Below are 19,624 nucleotides of genomic sequence, written 5' to 3' on the forward strand. Positions count from 1 at the left end.
AGTATAAAATGAGCAGTGTAGCTGCCTTGAAAAAGATGATGGAGAGGGATTGTTTTAGATGACCTCGAAGGAATTATCTAAAGGGAAAACGTTCCAGCATAGAATGAATGGATGGAAGTATAGCGTGGCGACACGCTATCTTCTGTTTTTATTTTTGGTGGTTCTTTTTTATGTAGGCTTTGCGTCCAAGCTGCTTCCCGAGCGTTATGATATTCGGGTAAATCAACCGAGTGAAAAGGAAATTGTCGCCCCGATGCAGCTTCCTAACAGTAAGGCGACTTTGAAGGCTCAAGAGGAATCAGCTGAACGTGTGCAGCCCATGTATACCATTGTGCCCGTTCGCAACGATAACCTGATTACTGGTATTTTGGATCGAATTGAACGGCTCAATCAGGATGATCAGGTTTCCAGAGCAGATAAGATTTCGATTTATAAGGATGAGATTCCGCAACGTGCACGGGAATTTGTGCAAAATTTTGTGAATAACAGCCGTAATGCGGATGCCTACCCAGATAAGCTGCTGGATGAAGTGCTGGAAAAAACGAAAGAGCAAACGTATCGAATTCCAGAGGAGACATTCATTAAAATTCCGCGCCTTACATCTGAGGATATTGCTGAAATGCGGCCTGTTGCCCGTGAGATTGTGACAGGGTTGATGAATGATCAAATTACGGATGCTCAGACAGCCCGAGCGAAAGTAGCTGAGCGGGTTAGTACAAGCTCGCTTACTAAGCGTACTTCACGGGAGGTTGTTCAGGAACTTGCAAGGCTTGTGATTACCGCCAACAAGTTTTATGATGATACAGCTACGAAGGACGCCAAGGTACAGGCTCGTGAAGATACACCGACAGTTTACATTAAACAGGGTGAAGTACTCGTCAAGAAGGGTGAGATTATTACCCAGGAAATCTATACACTGCTTGATGAAAATGAATTGCTCAAGGATAAAATCAATTATTGGCCACAATTTGGGCTGCTGATGTTGTCTATGATGCTGGCATTGGGTCTGTTTATGTATATTCGTCAATTTCAATCACGAACACGAAACTTCAAGTATAATAATGCGCAGTTGCTCATGCTAGTATTAATCTTTGTGATTACAGTGGGAGCAATGATGTTAATTTCCATACTGCAGAACAGTGAACGTTCCTATCTCGGCTATCTGGCGCCTATCGCGCTTGGAGCTATGCTCGTAACGCTGTTGCTTGATATGTCGTTGGCTTTCGTATGTGCCGTTATATTCAGTATATTGGCAAGTGTTATTTTGAATGTCCGTCAGGGACAAATTTTTGACTTTAATTTTGGGTTTTTTGCTATTGTGGTCTGTCTGGCAGCGATTTTCTCTACCCATCGAGCCAGCCAGCGTTCAACACTGTTCAAAGGGGCGATTATGGTATGCCTGTTCGGTGCCCTGTCTGTTTTTTCTTTGGCACTGATTGACCAAGGAAATTGGACTCAAACGACGACGCTCTATGGGGTAGCTTTTGCTTTTGCAGGCGGTCTGATAACAGCAATACTTGTTATTGGGCTAATGCCATTTTTTGAGTCTACTTTTGGTATCTTGTCGGCACTGAAGCTTGTTGAGCTGTCGAATCCCAACCATCCATTGCTCCGTAAGCTGCTTACGGAAACACCTGGAACGTATCATCATAGTGTAATGGTGGGTAATCTGTCAGAGGCCGCAGCGGAGGCTATAGGAGCAAACGGCTTGTTGTGCCGGGTTGGTTCGTATTATCATGATATTGGTAAAACCAAGAGGCCTTCGTACTTCATTGAAAATCAAAATGGGTTGGAAAATCCACATGATTCAATAGAGCCCAAGCTTAGCAAATCCATCATTATCGCCCATGCTCGTGACGGCGTGGAAATGCAATTGGATTACAAGCTACCCAAGCCAATTCGCGATATTGCCGAGCAGCACCACGGAACGACATTCTTACACTATTTTTATCACAAGGCGTTGCGTGAGGCTGAAGAGCGGGGGGTGGAGCCTGACTTCACGGAGGATGATTTCCGTTATCCGGGACCGAAGGCTCAGTCTAAAGAGTCTGCTGTGGTGGGAATTGCTGATAGTGTGGAGGCAGCAGTTCGTTCCTTACGGAAGCCGACGGTGGAACAGGTTGAATCCATGATTGAGAAAATTATTAAGAGCCGTCTTGATGATCACCAATTTAACGACTGCGAGCTGACCATGCGGGAGCTTGATATCGTGGCTCAAACCCTCAAGGAAACAGTAATGGGGATTTTCCATTCCCGTATTGAGTATCCAGAGGAAAGGCCCAAGTCTGAAAACGGAAAAGCTTAATATAACTTGTGCATGAAGCACGGGTAGAGCACTAGAATTAAAAGGAGCGGTTGGCATGGGCCTTCAATTAGCTTGGAATAATGAACAAAACGATATGGTAATTAACGAATCTTTAATTACGCTGCTGAACACCTTATTAGAGGAGGCAGGCAGAGTGGAGGGAGTCATAGACGGTGAGGTCGCCCTTACCTTCGTTAATGATGAGCAAATTCATGAGTTGAACAGGGACTATCGGGGAATTGATCGTCCCACCGATGTGTTGTCTTTTGCTATGAAGGAGACACTGGATGAAGAGCTTGAAATTATTTACGAACCGAATGAAGAAAATTCATTGAATGATGTACCAGATGTTCTGGGGGATATTATAATCTCTGTACAGACAGCGCAAGCTCAGAGCGAAGAATACGGACATTCCATTGAGCGTGAAATCGGTTTTTTGTTTGTTCACGGGTTTCTGCATCTGTTAGGCTATGATCATCAGGATGATGTGAGTGAAGCTGAAATGATGGGCAAACAGGAAGCTGTACTGGCTCAAGCGGGGTTGACAAGGTAATGAGACGTCAGCCTTGGAGAATGACCTTTCGCTATGCGGCAGAAGGCGTGATGTATGCTCTGCGTACGCAAGTAAATATGCGGATACATGTGGCCGTGGCGTTCCTTGTCATTGTAGCAGGCTTAACTCTGCACATCTCCCGGCTCGACTGGTTATTCGTCTGCGTGGCTATCGCTATAGTCATTGTAGCCGAACTGTTCAACACCGCTGTTGAAGCAGCGGTGGATCTCATCTCACCTGATATTCATCCGCTGGCCAAAGCGGCTAAAGACACCGCCGCCGGAGCCGTGCTCCTGGCAGCGGTTTTTGCTGTAATTATTGGTATATTTGTGTTTTATAGGCCTATGTTGACGTTAATTAGTTCGCTGTTTTAATGGAAAAACCAAAATAAAATAGGTGCTTAATCGCGCTGGAGGAAATGAAATGGCTAAGAAACACTTTAAATCAGGCTTTGTCGCAATTGTTGGCAGACCCAATGTCGGAAAATCAACACTGATGAACCACGTCATTGGGCAGAAGATCGCCATTATGTCAGACAAGCCACAAACTACACGCAACAAAATTCACGGCGTATTTACTACAGAGGACACGCAAATAGTATTTTTGGATACACCCGGGATTCATAAGCGCCAGTCAAAATTAGGCGATTACATGAATCAGACTGCTTTTAATACGTTGGGTGAAGTAGAAGCGGTACTTTTTCTTATTGACGCTGCTGAAGGCCTAGGCGGTGGCGACCGTTTTATTGCGGAACAGCTTAAACAAGTAAAAACGCCAGTTATCTTGGTGCTGAATAAAATTGATCGCATTGAGCCGGAAGCGTTGTTGCCCCTGATTGAGCAGTATCGCAAGTTGTACGACTTTGCAGAAATCGTACCGATCTCGGCCAAAATGGGCAACAATGTAAACACCCTGCTGGAGCAGGTGCAAAAATACTTGCCAGAAGGTCCGCAATATTATCCGGATGATCAAATTACCGACCATCCTGAACAGTTTGTTATTGCCGAGTTGGTACGGGAAAAAATTCTGCATATGACACGTGAGGAAGTACCCCATTCTATTGCGGTTATGATTGAAGACATGAAAGTGCAGGATAATGGGGTAGTGCATATTATGGCTGTTATTTTTGTAGAGCGTGACTCCCAGAAGGGGATCATTATCGGCAAACAGGGAGCCATGCTCAAAGAGGTGGGTAAACAGGCCCGCCAGGATATCCAAAACCTGCTAGGTTCCAAGATTTTCCTGGAACTTTGGGTTAAGGTAAAAAAAGACTGGCGCAACCAGGAACGCGTCCTTCGTGACCTTGGCTTCCATCGCGACGCTTAAAAACAGAATTCGATTCTACGTTACTTTAGTTCAAGGGTTTATTGAGGCTAAAAAAATGGATATTAAATAAATATGCATAGTTGTTGTAAGCATCATAAAAAAGCCGTCCGATCTCTATGACTGAGATAAGTAACAGTCTTCTAGTCATTCAAAGCGCCGCGCATATGCGGCGCTTAACTCTTGCTCTTTTTTACCCTTTTCGTCGAGTGATGAAATAACGAACGTTTTAAAAAAGGTTATCTGTATGCACGTTGTAGCGGAGCGAAGGCTTTGAAACTGAAGAAGCGATAGCGTTCGCCTTTACCCCCGAATTTAACCCTTTGTATGTTTGTACATTCAAATAAATTCGGGGGTAACAGCGATCGTAAGATCAAATCATTTGCGAAGCGGCATTCCAATCTACATACAGCAGCCTTTTTTAACGCAATCCATTTATTTCATCGCATACTTCTCCCCTCCTCGCATCATCCTATTTTTGAGATGCAAACGTCATTTCCGAAGAAAGGATGAATACAATTGCGAGATTTTTCGTGGAAGTATTTTGCGATGACTGGAGATGTCGGTGCGTATCTGTTATATCGGGAGAGCGCCGTGACAAGGGAGCAAGACACGGATGAGGGAGAGTCGGACGAGCATGAAGAAGCCCGTGAATAGTACAAGCCACTGGCTTCTTCGCGAATGTTTGGGGGAAGAGGCATGCTTTACAGGGTGGAAGGAATCGTCATCCGCAGCATGGATTACGGTGAGGGGAACAAAATTATTACGCTTTGCACCGAAAGCGGAGGCAAAGCAGGCGTGCTGGTCAGAGGTGCAAAAAAGTCCAAAAGCCGTCACGCTGCTTTAACGCAGCCGTTTACGTACGGTGAATTTGTTTTTTTTCGAAACACAGGCTTAGGCACGTTGAATGCCGGTGAAATCATCCAATCCCACCATACATTGCGCGAGGATATTACTAAGGCTGCTTACGCATCTTATGCTTGTGAATTACTCGATCGGGTGTTACAGGATGAGGAAACAGGTGCGTTCTGGTTTAAGCAGCTAAAAGCATGTTTGGAGGCGCTGGAGAGTGGCAAAGATCCGCTGATCGTCATGAGTATTTATGAATTTAAAATATTGCAGGCGGCCGGATATGCTCCTCAGCTGGATGCATGTATTTCAAGTGGTCAACAATGTGCTGATGAAGATATGTTTGTCAGTCCGAGGTTAGGCGGAGTTTTGTGCCGAAGCTACAAGCATTTTGATCCAGCTGCATTGAGCGTGACTCCACGTACATTGAAGTTGCTGCGCTTGTTCGCCAGAATGGATTTGAATCGGCTCGGCAACATTGACGTGAAGGACTCCACTAAGCTGGAGATCAAACATGTCATGCGTCAGTTCATGGATATGCAGTTGGAGGTCAAGCTGAAATCCCGCAATTTCTTGGATCAGCTCGACAAGTACGATATGTGAAACGCCCTATTCTCTTGACTGTATTGCTGAAAACGTGTAATATCCTACTATATATCTCCTTCGGGAGCAGATGCATTGAACGAGAAAGTAGCGGGATGTATTCTCTGTAATTAGCGAGTTGGGGACGGTGTAAGCCCAGCGGGAATTCTTCGTGAACAAGGCACTCGGGAGCATCTGAATGGACACGGAAAAGAGGATTACGATCTGATTGGTGATGTAGGATCGCAATCAAGTAGGGTGGAACCGCGGGAGTCAGCTCTCGTCCCTACGTCTGTACAGGCGTAGAGGCGGGGGCTTTTTGCTGTCTCTAGCAAGGCTTTTGGGATAAAATAGCCCTGTACATACGAGCTTAATGAGAAGAAATCACCAACATTTGAGGGAAGTAGAAAGGGAGCGTGTACCAATGAATTTTCAGCAGATGATTTTAACGCTGCAACAATTTTGGGCAGAACACAACTGTATTATTGTACAGCCGTATGACACGGAAAAAGGGGCAGGCACGATGAACCCAATGACGTATTTACGTTCGATCGGACCTGAGCCGTGGAATGTAGCTTATGTTGAGCCTTCTCGTCGTCCGTCAGACGGACGTTATGGTGAGAACCCGAATCGCCTGTATCAGCATCATCAGTTCCAAGTAGTTTTGAAGCCTTCACCGGATAACATTCAAGAATTGTATTTGGAGAGTTTGAGCCGTTTGGGCATTAACCCTCTGGAGCATGATATTCGTTTCGTTGAAGACAACTGGGAAGCACCGACGTTGGGAGCGTGGGGCTTAGGTTGGGAAGTATGGCTGGACGGTATGGAAATTACCCAATTCACCTATTTCCAGCAAGTGGGCGGTATTGATGCCAGTCCGGTTGCCGTAGAAATCACGTATGGTATGGAGCGTCTTGCTTCCTACATCCAGGACAAGGAGAATGTGTTCGATTTGGAGTGGGTCAATGGAATCACGTACGGTGATGTTTTCCACCAGCCTGAATTTGAGCATTCCAAGTATACGTTCGAAGTATCTGACGTCAAAATGCTCTTTACTCTTTTTAATATGTACGAAGAAGAGGCAAATAAAGCGATGGCGCAGCATCTTGTATTTCCAGCCTATGATTATGTGCTGAAATGTTCTCATGCGTTCAACTTGCTGGACGCTCGCGGAGCGATCAGCGTGACGGAACGGACTGGGTTTATTATACGAGTACGTAATTTGGCGCGTCAGGTGGCTGCGACCTATCTGGAGGAGCGCGAGAAGCTGGGCTTTCCGCTGTTGAAGAAAGGAGGTGCGGCAAATGTCTAAGGATTTATTGTTTGAGATCGGGTTGGAAGAAGTCCCTGCACGTTTTATCCCGAATGCGATTCAGCAGTTGAAGCAGCGTATGACGGCGTGGCTTGACAGCTCGCGTATTGCTTATGGTGCTGTAGAGGCTTATGCTACACCTCGCCGTTTGGCGGTACTTGTCAAGGAAGTAGCGGAGAAGCAAGAAGATATTAACGAAGAAGTTAAAGGTCCTTCCCGCAAAATCGCACTCGACGAAGCTGGTAACTGGAGCAAGGCTGCACTAGGCTTTGCTCGCAGCCAAGGTGTTGATCCTGAACAGTTCACATTCAAGGAGCTTGGAGGCGTGGAATATATTTACGCCACTAAGAGCAGCATAGGTGTACCAACAGCGGATGTACTATCCGAAGGTTTATTGCACATTTTACATGCCATGACATTCCCTAAATTCATGCGCTGGGCAAGTTATGACTTTAAATTTGTTCGTCCGATCCGCTGGTTGATTGCCTTGTTTGGTAACGATATTGTTAATTTGGAGATTGCTGGCGTGAAGTCAGGAAATGTGACAAGAGGGCATCGTTTCCTGGGACAGGATGCCGTTGTAGCAAGTCCAGCTGACTATGTTGAAGTACTTCGCAAGCAGCATGTCATTGTGGACATTGAGGAACGTCAAACGCTTATTGTAAAGCAAATTGAAGCGCTGGCTGCCGAAAAAGATTGGACGATTGCGGTCAAGGATGATCTGCTGGAAGAAGTGCTGTATTTGGTGGAAACCCCAACAGTACTGTTCGGAGGTTTTGATCCTGCGTTCCTGAACATTCCGAAGGATGTACTCATTACTTCCATGCGTGAACATCAACGCTATTTCCCAGTGCTGGATCGCACAGGAGAGCTACTGCCATACTTTGTTACGGTACGTAACGGAGGAAGTCAATCGCTGGAAGTCATTGCTAAAGGGAATGAAAAAGTATTGCGTGCGCGGCTGTCTGATGCCAAATTCTTTTATGAAGAAGATCAGAAGCTGGAAATTAAAGATGCACTCTCCAAACTGGAAAGTATCGTTTTCCACGAAGAGCTGGGAACGGTTGGAGACAAAGTGCGCCGAATTCGCCGTATTGCTGATGCTCTGGCAGAGAAACTTCACGTTTCCTCAGATACACAGGAATCGGTTAGTCGAGCAGCGGATATTTGTAAATTTGACCTGGTAACACAAATGGTATATGAGTTCCCTGAACTGCAAGGTGTGATGGGTGAGGATTATGCTCGTAAGGCTGGAGAGAAGGAAGAAGTGGCGAGAGCGGTGTTTGAGCATTACCAACCGCGTTATGCAGGAGAAACGGTTCCTTCAACGAATACTGGAGCGATTGTAAGTATCGCAGACAAGATAGATACCATTACAGGATGCTTCTCCATCGGTATTATTCCAACAGGTTCACAGGACCCTTACGCGCTTCGTCGTCAGGCAGCAGGTATTGTGCAGATCTTGTTGGATCGTAAGCTTTCGGCTACGTTATCTGATGTGTTCAATATCGCGCTCGATGTGCACGGCAACCTTGGAAATATGAAACGTTCCGCAGATGAAATACGTAAAGAATTACATGAGTTTTTCGGATTACGGGTGAAGAAACTATTGTCTGAGACACTTCGCTATGACGTTGTGGATGCTGTGCTTGCAGCTGGATATGACGATGTTGCTTCCGTTGTTAACCGCGGAACTGCATTAATGACTGCTGTACAAACAGGTGAGGTATTCAAAGCAACAGTTGAATCCTTTAATCGTGTAGGCAATCTGGCTGCTAAAGCAGTGCATAAGTTAGTTAATACGAGTGAGTTTACGGAGCAAGGCGAAAAAACGCTTTACGAAGCATGGTCTAGCGCTTATGAATCTTATAGCGTAGCTTTACGGGAAGGTGATGCGACACGAGCGTTAGCGCTTGCTTCATCCATTACCCCTGCGGTGACGGCATTCTTTGATTCCGTTATGGTTATGGCTGAGGATGATGCTGTTCGTAATAATCGTTTGGCATTGCTGGCTGCTATTGACTCAGAACTGAAGCGTTTTGCCGATTTTTCCAAGCTTGTAGTTTAAACGTTAGTTGTGATAGTATGAACAACTTGAAAAAATGGGTATAAATATACGGAACGGTGTGAGAGTAATCTTGCAGCCGTTCCGTATTTTACTCGAATGCGGATGGAGATGGGGGATGCTCATGGAGGGAACCGGAACTTTACTGGATGTGCGGATCGTTGTTGACGGGGACGCTTGTCCTGTTAAAAGTGAAATTGCGGAGATAGCTTCCCTTTTTCATATTGAGGTTATTATGGTATCTTCATATGATCATCTCATTCAGGGCAGCAAAGGCGTAAGCGTCGTTAAAGTAGACCGAAGCGACCAAAGTGCCGATCTCTATATTGCCAATCATATCCGCCGCGGAGATATTGTAACCACCAATGATTATGGTCTTGCTGCACTTGCCTTGGCAAAAGGTTGTGAAGTGATGTCTTTTCGCGGAGCTATGTATCGAAACGATTCGATTGATTTCATGCTTGACCGACGCCATACTTCTGCCAAAGAACGGAAAAAAGGACGTTATGGAAAAGGTCCTAAACCGTTTACATTAGAGGATCGTGAAGTTTTTCAACATAAACTGACAAAACTTTTACTTCGCTTGCAGGAGAATGAGTAACGGTATCGAATTATATTTACGTGCTAAAGAGATGAAGGTGGTTAATATGAGTGCCGGACAAGGCAACATACCGGACGATATCATTGAGTCGGTTTTACAACATCATGATATTGTAGATACGGTAAGCAAGTACGTGCATTTGGCCAAGCAGGGGAAATATATGAAAGGCCTCTGTCCTTTTCATTCCGAAAAAACCCCTTCATTCACCGTGACACCGGATCGTCAGATTTTTTACTGCTACGGCTGCGGCGCGGGAGGCAATGCCATCAAATTTATGATGGAAATCGAAGGACTATCCTTTCCCGAAGCTGTCAGGACAATGGCAGAAGAAAGTCATATCCCGCTCGGCGAATGGCAGGGACGTGATTCATCGCATCAGCATCCTGAGTTGGACAGGCTGTTGCAAGCGTATGAGTTAACTTCTAAGATGTACCATTTTTTGCTTAAAAATACGGAGCACGGCAAACCAGCCATGGAATACTTGCGCTCACGGGGATTCAGTGACAAGATCATTGATCAATTTCAAATTGGCTATGCACCCAACCGATGGGATACGATCGTTCAGTTTCTGGAGAAGCGTTCTTTTGATCCCGTGGAGATGGAAAAGGGAGGGCTCATTTCTCCCCGGCACGAGGGTGATGGATATGTGGATCGATTTAGAGATCGTATCATGTTTCCCATTTGGAATCGCAACGGAAAAGTTATTGCCTTTGCAGGCCGTATACTTGGTGAGGGACAGCCGAAGTATTTGAATTCACCGGAAACCAAGCTATTCAACAAGAGCCGAACGCTGTACAATCTCCATCATGCTAAAACCTCAATTCGCAAGCTACGCCAAAGTGTTCTTTTTGAAGGCTATGGTGATGTTATCTCAGCGTGGGAAGCTGGCGTACAAAATGGGGTGGCCGCCATGGGCACTGCTCTAACGGAGCACCATGCTACGATGTTAAAAGGACTGTGCGACGAGGTTATTATTTGTTATGATGGTGACCGGGCAGGACAAGCTGCTGCGCTTAAAAATTTTCCGCTGTTGGAAAATGCGGGGCTTCACGTGAAAGTAGCGCTGGTCAGTGACGGTATGGACCCGGATGATTTTATCCGGCAATACGGCGGCGAACGATTCCAGCGCCAAATTATCGAAAGTGCTGTTTCAACGGTGAAATTTAAGCTTATATATCTGAAAAAAAACCATATACTGCAAGAGGAAGAAGGAAGAATCGCGTATTCCCGCGAAGCATTAAATGTCATTGCACCTCTGTCATCCCCGACCGAGCGGGAAGTGTATCTGCGCGAAGTATCATCCGAAGTCAAGGTGGATTTTGAAACCTTGAAGCAAGAATGCAATTTACTCCGTCAATCCCTGCAAAAAAAACAGAACTTTGGGGATAATAACGAAAATGGGTGGAATAATGGTAGGCATAAAAAAGGGCAGGTCTCCACACCTAATCTGTTGCCAGCTTACCATGTGGCTGAACGCAGGCTGCTTCACTGGATGATGCAGGATTTAGAAGCTGCAGAGTATGTAGAAAAGCATCTGGGCGACGCCTTTAATATTGAGGATCATGCAGCAATTGCTGCTTATCTATATGCCTATTACGCGCAAGGGAAGTTACCGGATACAAGCCGTTTTATTTCATCTTTGCAAGACGACCGACTGGAGAAGAACGTAAGTTCGATCATGATGATGGATGCTCCAGGCGTATGGGCACCGCACATTTTGGATGATTATATTCATCAAGTGCGAAAATTTCCATTGCAGGAGCAACTGGATTTGAAAAGGGAAGAAATGAGAGCCGCTGAGCGCTTAGGTGACTTTTTGCGCGCAGCACAAATTGCAAGTGAGATTATAGCCCTAGAGAGACAATGAACACACAGAGGTCGGATGTTTCTAGGGAGGAGGGAGTCGAAAGATGGCGAATGATCAGCATACTGAACTGGAGACGGAACTAACACTGGATCAGGTTAAAGATCAACTGATTGAGTTGGGTAAAAAAAGTTCCTCTCTGAACTACAAAGATATCATGGAAAAACTGTCGCCGTTTGATCAGGACCCCGAGCAAATGGATGAGTTTTATGAGCAGCTGGGTGACTTGGGGATTGAGGTTGTGAATGACAACGACGAAGAAGTTACCAGATTGCGTCAAAATGACGACCCGGAAAACAATGATGGGGATGATTTTAATTTCGATGACGATCTGAGCCTGCCTCCCGGTATTAAAATTAATGACCCGGTCCGGATGTACTTGAAGGAAATCGGTCGTGTACCGTTGCTTTCTGCTGATGATGAGGTGGAGCTTGCCAAACGGATCAATAACGGCGATGAAGAAGCTAAGCGTCGGTTGGCCGAAGCGAACTTGCGTCTGGTTGTAAGTATTGCCAAACGTTATGTTGGTCGCGGAATGCTTTTCCTGGATCTGATTCAGGAAGGTAATATGGGTTTGATTAAGGCAGTAGAAAAATTTGATTACGAAAAAGGCTTTAAATTCAGTACGTATGCAACCTGGTGGATTCGTCAGGCCATTACGCGCGCAATAGCCGATCAGGCGAGAACGATCCGTATTCCAGTGCATATGGTGGAAACGATCAACAAGCTGATTCGCGTATCGCGTCAACTGTTGCAAGAGCTGGGGCGCGAACCTACGCCGGAAGAAGTGGCTGCCGAGATGGAGCTGAGCGTGGAAAAAGTACGGGAGATTATGAAAATTGCCCAAGAACCGGTTTCATTGGAAACACCAATTGGTGAAGAGGATGACTCACATCTGGGGGATTTCATTGAGGATCAGGAAGCATTGGCGCCTGCAGATGCGGCTGCCTATGAACTTCTGAAGGAACAGCTTGAGGATGTACTGGATACGTTGACCGAACGGGAAGAGAATGTTTTGCGTCTCCGCTTTGGTTTGGACGACGGAAGAACCAGAACTCTTGAAGAAGTGGGTAAAGTGTTCGGTGTTACACGTGAACGTATTCGTCAGATTGAGGCCAAAGCGCTGCGTAAGTTGCGCCATCCAAGCCGCAGTAAGCGACTGAAGGATTTCCTCGAATAGAAGCGTAACATTGCGGACCTTCTGCGGCTTGAAGCGCGCAGGGGGTCTTTTTTTATCTCATGGCAGCCTTGGTGGAGGGGAAGAAGCTTGGACCAGGAGGAAAAACGGGCAATACTGTTACATGAAATTGAGCATTGGCGGCGAAGTCGGCTGCTCCCTGAGCAATATTGCGATTTTTTGTCTAACCTGTATCGGGAGGACGAAGATCCGTCGCAGAGCCAGAACCGTAACAACACCGGGCTGCTTACATATCTTAGACACGGGCATGGGATCGCCTGGCTTCTTGGTTTTGTCATTATTTCCTGCATTTGTTTGATCGGTTTTTATTTTACCGCTTTTCCGTTGGCAATGCAAATATTCTCGGCAAGTGCAGTTACTACGATTTGCTATGGAGTGGCCGCATTTTGGCGGTCTTCCGAAAAGAGTATGAGTGCAATGTTGAGCACTTTAGGCAGTGCGATTATGCTGGGTTCGGGTGTGTGGATCATTCAGCTCCATCAAGGTGAAGCTAAGGTTTGGTTTCTTTTTCTCGTAGGCCTATGCGGTGTAGTATGGTGTCTTGTGGGATTAACTTTGCGGATCAACTTACTTCATTACTGTGGTCTTGCTGGGCTGCTTTTAGTGTACGCGGTCCTTATAGGCCGCTACTGGCCTACAGCAACTTTAATGATGCTTGAGGCATTTTGGATTTTGCACGCAGTATTGTTGATCTGGTTAAGCTGGTGGGTACATCGCCGCTTTCCGCGTCTCGCTTTGGTTTATTTCGCTATAGGCATGACACTAGCATTCATGGCTGAAGCAGACATGATTATCCTGCGCCATCAAGCAGCGGGAGATGTGGTGTTTTACAGCATACTGAAGTTGGCATTTGTTGTAGGGATTTTATTTTGGACTCGAAAAAAATGGATTACGTGGGTGACGTCATGAAACTTTCTCAACGATTACAATATATTATGGAACAAATTCCTGCCGGGAGCAGACTTGCGGATATTGGCTCGGATCATGGACTACTCCCTGTGGCTGCAGTGCGTAGTGGCAGAGTACCGCAAGCCGTGGCGGGTGAAGTCAACGATGGGCCGTTGCGTGCGGCTCAAAAGCAGGTGGCCGAAGCAGGTCTTACTAATCGCATTGCAGTTAGAAAGGGAGATGGCTTGGCTGTAATTAAGGCCAATGAAGTTGATGTTATTACGATAGCCGGTATGGGTGGTGCCTTGATCGCTTCCATTCTAGAGCAAGGGAAAGACAAGCTTGTTTCCGTAAAACAGCTTGTTCTACAGCCTAACGTAGGCGAGGATATTTTACGCCGTTGGCTCATCGAACATCAATGGGTACTAATAAATGAACACATTATGGAAGAAGACGGAAAAATATATGAGATTCTGACGGCAGTACCTGATTCGGTAAGCCCACTGAAACAGGAAGATCTGTATCAACCATGGAAACTTCCCGATAGTTCGCTGGTACTGACACAGGATTTGTTAATGCAACTCGGGCCGCTATTGGTTAAAGCACCGAATGAAATCTTTTTTTATAAATGGAAATTGGAGATTCGCAAGCTTCAGGATGTGCTGGCACAAGTGGCACGGTCAGATCAGGAATCCGCACAGCATAAGCGGGAACAATTGCGCAAGCAAATTGAACAGCTAGAGGAGGTACTTGCATGTTTGCCAAAGGACAGACAGTAATTAGCTACATGGAGCAGCTGGCTCCAAAATACTTGGCAGTTCCAGACGATAGAATCGGGCTTCAGCTGGGTAGTCTGCAAAAGGAAATCAAAAGCATATTAGTAGCCCTGGATGTTAATGATGAGGTTGTCGAAGAGGCAATCCGCATAAAAGCAGACCTCATTATTGCGCATCATGCGATTATATTCCGCCCACTTAAAGCTTTGAACACGGATCAGCCTGCGGGCAGATTGTATGAAAAGCTGATCAAGAATGATATTGCTGTCTACATCAGTCATACGAATCTGGATACGGCTGAGAACGGCATGAATGACTGGATGGCGGAAGCACTGGGTATTCAAAGTGAAGGTACGTTGGAGGATGTTCACACCGAGCAATTGTTCAAGCTTGTCGTTTTCGTACCCAAAACACATCATCAACGGGTACTGGATGCCGTACTGGGAGCGGGAGCTGGACATATTGGCAACTACAGCCATTGCAGCTTTAACATTGATGGCTACGGAACTTTTGTGCCGGGTGAAGGCACACAGCCGTTTTTGGGTGAGCAGGGTAAAATGGAACGTAGTGAAGAGGTTCGTATTGAGACCATTGTACCGCAGGGTGTACGCAATAAAGTTGTTCAAGCGATGCTGAAGGCTCATCCTTATGAAGAGGTGGCTTATGACCTATACCATATGGATTTGCAAGGCCGTAGCTTTGGTTTGGGTCGGGTCGGCAAGCTTAAGGAAGCCTGCACGTTACGCGAGTTTGTCGATGTTGTGAAAAACGGTCTCAACGTCGAGCATGTACGTGTGGTGGGCGACTTAGATCGTACGATCAAAAAGGCAGCCGTGCTTGGGGGCTCTGGCAGCCGTTATGTGAACAAGTCGCTTTTTAAGGGGGCTGATGTATTAGTCACGGGGGATATTGACTATCACACGGCTCAGGATGCCCTTATGGCGGGGATTGCTATTATTGACCCTGGACATAACGCTGAAAAGATTATGAAGCCTAAAACTGCAGAGTGGATGCGTAAACGCTTGGCAGAAGGTCGATACTCAACGGAAGTACATGTATCTCAGGTGGAAACCGAACCTTTTCAATTTTTGTAAAACCTCAACGTCTATGAGAAAATAAAGGTGCTTTCTACTTTTTACAATATTTTCAGGGTTGTAACGTGCGCGCGTTCCCTGTATACTATGTAATGTTGTTCGGAAAGTTTGACAGACAATCGCTGGCGGCGTAAGCCGCGAGAGGAAAGTCCGGGCTCCATAGGGCAGGATGCTGGATAACGTCCAGTCAGCGCGAGTTGAAGGATAGTGCCACAGAAATGGACCGCCGATGGCCGCTTGCGGCACAGGCAAGGATGGAACCGAGGTGTAAGAGACCCCGAGGAACGCTGGTGACTTCGTTCCTGGTAAACCCCATCTGGAGCAAGACCTAATGGGACACAGCTTCTTTGCGAAGCAGCCTTAGCCCGAGGCGTGTCTAGGTTGGTCGCTGGAGCTGGATAGCAATGTTCGGCCTAGATAGATGATTGTCGCTTGTAGTGGGAGGGTAGTTCCCGTCTGTACCACGAATAGCACAGAACCCGGCTTACGGAAAACTTTCCCCACTGCAACACCTTAAAATGTATGAATTTAACTTTTGTAAATGACCTGTTTGCATGAAAGCTTTTAATCCAAATGTATTTATTGAATTAAAAAGGGTGTGTCATATTCCTGTGGGAATCATGACACACCCTTTTTAACATACCGTATTTGCGCAGAAATAGTGCATTTTTAGAATGAAGCCCCCAAGCATAACTACTGGAGGCTTTCATTTTAATTTTTACTCCCTCTATCGTAAAAACGTGCGAGGAAGAGGCACGTAGTCAGCGTAGCAACGCATTTGAGTCTATAGAAGCGAGGCGTGCGGCTTTTGTCCCAGATTCCACCACTATTCAAAATCCAAACGAATCAGGGATAACAGCGATCGTAAAAACAACGTGAAGCGGGCCTCACGTACGTGTTCTGCCAACTCCATCAGCGTACGCTTTTTACCACACTTTCCTCTGTGTACATCTTCAGTGCTCGATCCAATCGGTCAACTGCTTTTGGAAGCAGGGAAGGATCGGTATGTGTGAAGTTGATTCGCATATGGTTGCTGCCGCTCAGGTCAGCATAGAAGACTTGTCCAGGCACAAATGCGACTCCTTCCTGAATTGCGAGTTGCAGCAACCGGTCAGAACGGAAGCCCTCAGGGAGGGTAACCCACATAAACATACCGCCAAGTGCATCATTCCATGTGATTCCTTCCCATTGGCGTTCTTTCATCAGCGATGTGAGACGTAGCATACGAGTGTGGTACTCGGCGGACACGGTACGAATATGTCCGTCCAAGTCAAAAAAGTCCAGTAACTCATTCAAAGCACGTTGATCAATACTGCTGGAGTGCAGATCGGCAGATTGTTTGGCATTCGCGACTTTAACGACGATAGCTTGATCGGCCACCAACCATCCAGAGCGAACACCTGGAGCGACAGTTTTAGAGAATGTAGAAGTGTACATTACATGACTGTCTCCACCTAACTGTTGATCAATTGAGAAAAGGGATGGAAAGTTAAGGTTTTCGTCAAATTTAAGACGTCCGTAAGGATCATCTTCAAAAATCAAAGTGCCGTATTTACGGCATAGTTCAACAACGCCTGTTCTGCGTTCCATACTCCAAACACTTCCTGCCGGGTTGGAGAAGGTGGGAATGACATACACGAATTTAGGCTGATGTTTTTTGATCTTGGCTTCAAGATCATCTAATTGCATACCGTTAGAGTCTGTATCTACACTTACAATGTTGGCACCATAGGAATTAAATACCTGAAGAGCGGCCAAATAAGTAGGGGACTCCACCAATACAGTATCCTGCGGATCGAGCAACACACGCGAAACCAGATCAATGGTCTGCTGTGAGCCCGTCGTCATAATGATATTATCTCTGGTGACGGAGATGCCTTGGGATGACATGATTGCTGCAAGACGTTCCCGTAGAGGAATGTAGCCCTCGGTTAGGCCGTATTGAAGAGCGGTAGTACCGCCGAGGCGAAATACCCGCTCATAGGCTTTAGCAACAGCTTCGATGGGGAAAAAGGCATCGGCAGGAAGGCCGCCTGCCAGAGATAACACATCTGTTCCCTGTGTCAGCTTTAAAATGTCCCTTACCATGGACGAGCCCTGAGTACGAGCCATACCCGAAAATTTGTGTTCCAATCCAATCATCTCCTGTGTTCTATACTGTACTATGAAATTTGTTGTATTATATCGATAATGAAGTATAACAGTAAACGTCTAAATGTAACAGTTGATTTTTTGGGGGGACAGTTCCGATGCATATTGATCTCAGCCGCAATAGCAGTGTCAAATTATATTTACAGATTGCCAAAACATTAGCAGATCGCATCCAGTCTGGATTGCTGCCTCAGGGCACAAAGCTTCCGTCTGTCCGTCATCTGTCCAGCCTACTTGCGGTAAGTCCCGTAACTGTAAGCAAGGCGTATGCTGAGCTGGAGTCTATTAATTTGGTAACCTGTACACAGGGAAAAGGTTGCTATGTAGCGGAGCCTTCGGTAGCTGTTCAAGGTGAGGGAGCGCAGGATTTGTCATGGCAAATGTCGCTGATCGATTATTTGCCGCGCGCACAGCTATGGAGAAACTTTAACCATAGCAGACAGGTTCCCTATTCTTTTCATATAGCAGCAATTCAACCGGAGCTTCTTCCTACACGCGAAATCATTGCTGATACTCAACGTCTATCCTCTGGAAATCCCGATGCAATGGCAGCATATGGGACTTTTGAAGGTGATTTAGCGCTGAGGGAAGTGTTTGTAGATCACTTGAACGAACGCAGTATATGCACAGTGGCAGAACAGCTACTCGTAACCAGTGGTGCCCAACAGGGGATTGACTTGGTGGCACGTACTTTTGTTGGTTCTGGAGATGTTGTCTACATGGAGGCTCCTACATATACCGGGGCCATTGATGTGTTTACCAGTCGTGGTGCCAAAGTAATTATGATTCCGATGGATGAGCAGGGCATGCGGATCGATATCCTCACACGTCTTTGCGACACTCATCCCCCAAAACTGATCTACACGATACCCACTTTTCATAATCCTACCGGAGTAACTTTAACGATGGCCAGACGCACACAATTACTGGATCTAGCTCAAAGTTATCATTGTCTCATTGTTGAAGATGATCCATTTTCCGACCTTTATTATAAAACAAAGCCGCCACTCTCTATCAAGGCGCATGATCAGTCCGGACATGTGATATATATCAAAAGCTTTAGCAAAACCGTTGCTCCCGGCTGCCGTATAGCTTGTGTAGCGGCCACGGGCAGTGTAATGGATCGTTTGGTGGCTGCCAAGTCTACTACGGATTTGGGGAGCCCTCTATTAACGCAAAAAGCGCTACTGCCCTTTATCAAGAACCGACTTGATCAGCACCTTGTTTGGTTGCGGGAACAAATGCGGGATCGGTTGACAGTCGCATTGCACACGCTCCAGCGCTATGCTCCGCCAGAGGTCAGCTGGTATGCTCCCGAAGGCGGCTTAAATGTGTGGATTAAGCTTCCTCCTAATGTTGATATTCCAGAATTGGAGCGGCTGGCTGACCGAGAAGGCGTTTCCTTTTTACCTGGGGCAGTATGCTATGCAGGTGGTATGAACAGTAATCATATCCGTATTTCTTTTTCGTATGCGGACAAGGAAGCACTTAAAACAGGTCTTCACAAACTGTGCCGTTTGTTGGGTGAACTGCTTGATCGTTCGGTCATTGTTGAACGGAAGCCTATTTTATAAGGGATATTTGTATTAGGGGGTAAACATCCAAGCACAGCACCTGCCTTCTTAATATGCTGTACTAATTCACCGAAAGGAGTTGCACATTATGAGTCATTGCCCTTACGACCCGATCGTGTGCCCACCGATCCAATTTGTAAATCATCAATTTTTCCCACAAGTCGTGCCTGTGGTTCATCCGATTGAAATTGTAAATCAGACGCACATTGTACCTGTGCCTCATCACGTATTTCCGGTGAGTATAAAGGATCCTGGAGAACCTTGCTGTCATACTCGCAGCCATGGCAAGCGTCCTGTTCGCAGCAGTTCCAAGCGTTAATAAAGCCCAAAAAAGCAGCCATGGGAGCAACTGAACTGCACCTCATTTGTTAGACACGACTAACAATGGAGGTGCAGTTTTTTGCCTAAATTCAGTTTAGATGAGAAATTGGAGGCCATTCGTAGGTATCAGCGTGGTACTGAGGGAGTCAAAAGCATTGCACAATCATT

17 protein-coding genes and 1 other RNA gene are annotated in these 19,624 nt (G+C 46.2%); 17 read left to right on the top strand and 1 reads right to left on the bottom strand.

Going from position 1 to position 19,624, the window contains the following annotated elements:
- Positions 1-58: 58 nt before the first annotated feature.
- The 15 genes from WA407_RS14710 to rnpB all read left to right on the top strand — a co-directional run bounded on the left by WA407_RS14710 (position 59) and on the right by rnpB (position 15,912).
- Complete coding sequence (locus WA407_RS14710) at positions 59-2,305, top strand: HD family phosphohydrolase (protein ID WP_039272278.1); 2,247 nt, start codon at positions 59-61, stop codon at positions 2,303-2,305.
- A 55-nt stretch (positions 2,306-2,360) separates the two neighbouring features.
- Positions 2,361-2,858, top strand: coding sequence for an rRNA maturation RNase YbeY (gene ybeY / locus WA407_RS14715; RefSeq protein ID WP_336077655.1), 498 nt, complete (start codon positions 2,361-2,363; stop codon positions 2,856-2,858).
- Positions 2,858-3,232, top strand: coding sequence for a diacylglycerol kinase family protein (locus tag WA407_RS14720; protein WP_039272277.1), 375 nt, complete (start codon positions 2,858-2,860; stop codon positions 3,230-3,232). The genes ybeY and WA407_RS14720 overlap by 1 nt, the downstream gene beginning before the upstream one ends.
- Before the next feature lie 49 nt (positions 3,233-3,281).
- Positions 3,282-4,184 (top strand): GTPase Era, encoded by a 903-nt coding sequence (gene era, locus WA407_RS14725; RefSeq protein WP_029517791.1) that lies wholly within the window; start codon positions 3,282-3,284, stop codon positions 4,182-4,184.
- A 516-nt stretch (positions 4,185-4,700) separates the two neighbouring features.
- A complete protein-coding gene (locus tag WA407_RS14730) occupies positions 4,701-4,838 on the top strand; it encodes a YqzL family protein (protein WP_013372137.1) in 138 nt (45 codons plus the stop codon).
- A gap of 42 nt (positions 4,839-4,880) precedes the next feature.
- Positions 4,881-5,633 (top strand): DNA repair protein RecO, encoded by a 753-nt coding sequence (recO, locus tag WA407_RS14735; RefSeq protein ID WP_013311133.1) that lies wholly within the window; start codon positions 4,881-4,883, stop codon positions 5,631-5,633.
- A gap of 403 nt (positions 5,634-6,036) precedes the next feature.
- The gene (gene glyQ, locus WA407_RS14740) at positions 6,037-6,924 is read left to right on the top strand and encodes a glycine--tRNA ligase subunit alpha (protein ID WP_023989480.1); all 888 of its coding nucleotides are present in this window, start codon (positions 6,037-6,039) and stop codon (positions 6,922-6,924) included.
- Positions 6,917-8,992 (top strand): glycine--tRNA ligase subunit beta, encoded by a 2,076-nt coding sequence (glyS, locus tag WA407_RS14745; protein ID WP_336077657.1) that lies wholly within the window; start codon positions 6,917-6,919, stop codon positions 8,990-8,992. Before glyQ ends, glyS begins: the two co-directional genes overlap by 8 nt.
- A gap of 121 nt (positions 8,993-9,113) precedes the next feature.
- On the top strand, positions 9,114-9,590 hold the full coding sequence (locus tag WA407_RS14750; protein ID WP_250268942.1) for a YaiI/YqxD family protein: 477 nt from the start codon (positions 9,114-9,116) through the stop codon (positions 9,588-9,590).
- The gene (dnaG, locus tag WA407_RS14755) at positions 9,583-11,457 is read left to right on the top strand and encodes a DNA primase (protein WP_336077658.1); all 1,875 of its coding nucleotides are present in this window, start codon (positions 9,583-9,585) and stop codon (positions 11,455-11,457) included. Before WA407_RS14750 ends, dnaG begins: the two co-directional genes overlap by 8 nt.
- A 43-nt stretch (positions 11,458-11,500) precedes the next feature.
- A complete protein-coding gene (gene rpoD, locus WA407_RS14760; protein ID WP_007431230.1) occupies positions 11,501-12,634 on the top strand; it encodes an RNA polymerase sigma factor RpoD in 1,134 nt (377 codons plus the stop codon).
- Positions 12,635-12,721: 87 nt separating this feature from the next.
- Positions 12,722-13,561: a hypothetical protein gene (locus WA407_RS14765; RefSeq protein WP_336077659.1), complete on the top strand. Its 840-nt coding sequence runs from the start codon at positions 12,722-12,724 to the stop codon at positions 13,559-13,561.
- A complete protein-coding gene (locus tag WA407_RS14770; RefSeq protein WP_039272271.1) occupies positions 13,558-14,319 on the top strand; it encodes a tRNA (adenine(22)-N(1))-methyltransferase in 762 nt (253 codons plus the stop codon). The genes WA407_RS14765 and WA407_RS14770 overlap by 4 nt, the downstream gene beginning before the upstream one ends.
- A complete protein-coding gene (locus WA407_RS14775; protein ID WP_039272270.1) occupies positions 14,295-15,410 on the top strand; it encodes a Nif3-like dinuclear metal center hexameric protein in 1,116 nt (371 codons plus the stop codon). Before WA407_RS14770 ends, WA407_RS14775 begins: the two co-directional genes overlap by 25 nt.
- A gap of 103 nt (positions 15,411-15,513) precedes the next feature.
- Positions 15,514-15,912: RNase P RNA component class A (rnpB, locus tag WA407_RS14780), an RNA gene on the top strand.
- 410 nt (positions 15,913-16,322) lie between these two features.
- Here rnpB and WA407_RS14785 read toward each other — a convergent pair.
- Complete coding sequence (locus WA407_RS14785) at positions 16,323-17,543, bottom strand: aminotransferase-like domain-containing protein (RefSeq protein ID WP_039272269.1); 1,221 nt, start codon at positions 17,541-17,543, stop codon at positions 16,323-16,325.
- Positions 17,544-17,659: 116 nt separating this feature from the next.
- Here WA407_RS14785 and pdxR point away from each other — a divergent pair, with 116 nt between their 5' ends.
- Complete coding sequence (gene pdxR, locus WA407_RS14790; RefSeq protein WP_235309360.1) at positions 17,660-19,135, top strand: MocR-like pyridoxine biosynthesis transcription factor PdxR; 1,476 nt, start codon at positions 17,660-17,662, stop codon at positions 19,133-19,135.
- Between the two features lie 88 nt (positions 19,136-19,223).
- The gene (locus tag WA407_RS14795) at positions 19,224-19,454 is read left to right on the top strand and encodes a hypothetical protein (protein WP_071558470.1); all 231 of its coding nucleotides are present in this window, start codon (positions 19,224-19,226) and stop codon (positions 19,452-19,454) included.
- Positions 19,455-19,624: the final 170 nt, after the last annotated feature.

The organism is Paenibacillus sp. 203, assembly GCF_037027525.1.
Taxonomy (GTDB): domain Bacteria; phylum Bacillota; class Bacilli; order Paenibacillales; family Paenibacillaceae; genus Paenibacillus; species Paenibacillus polymyxa_B.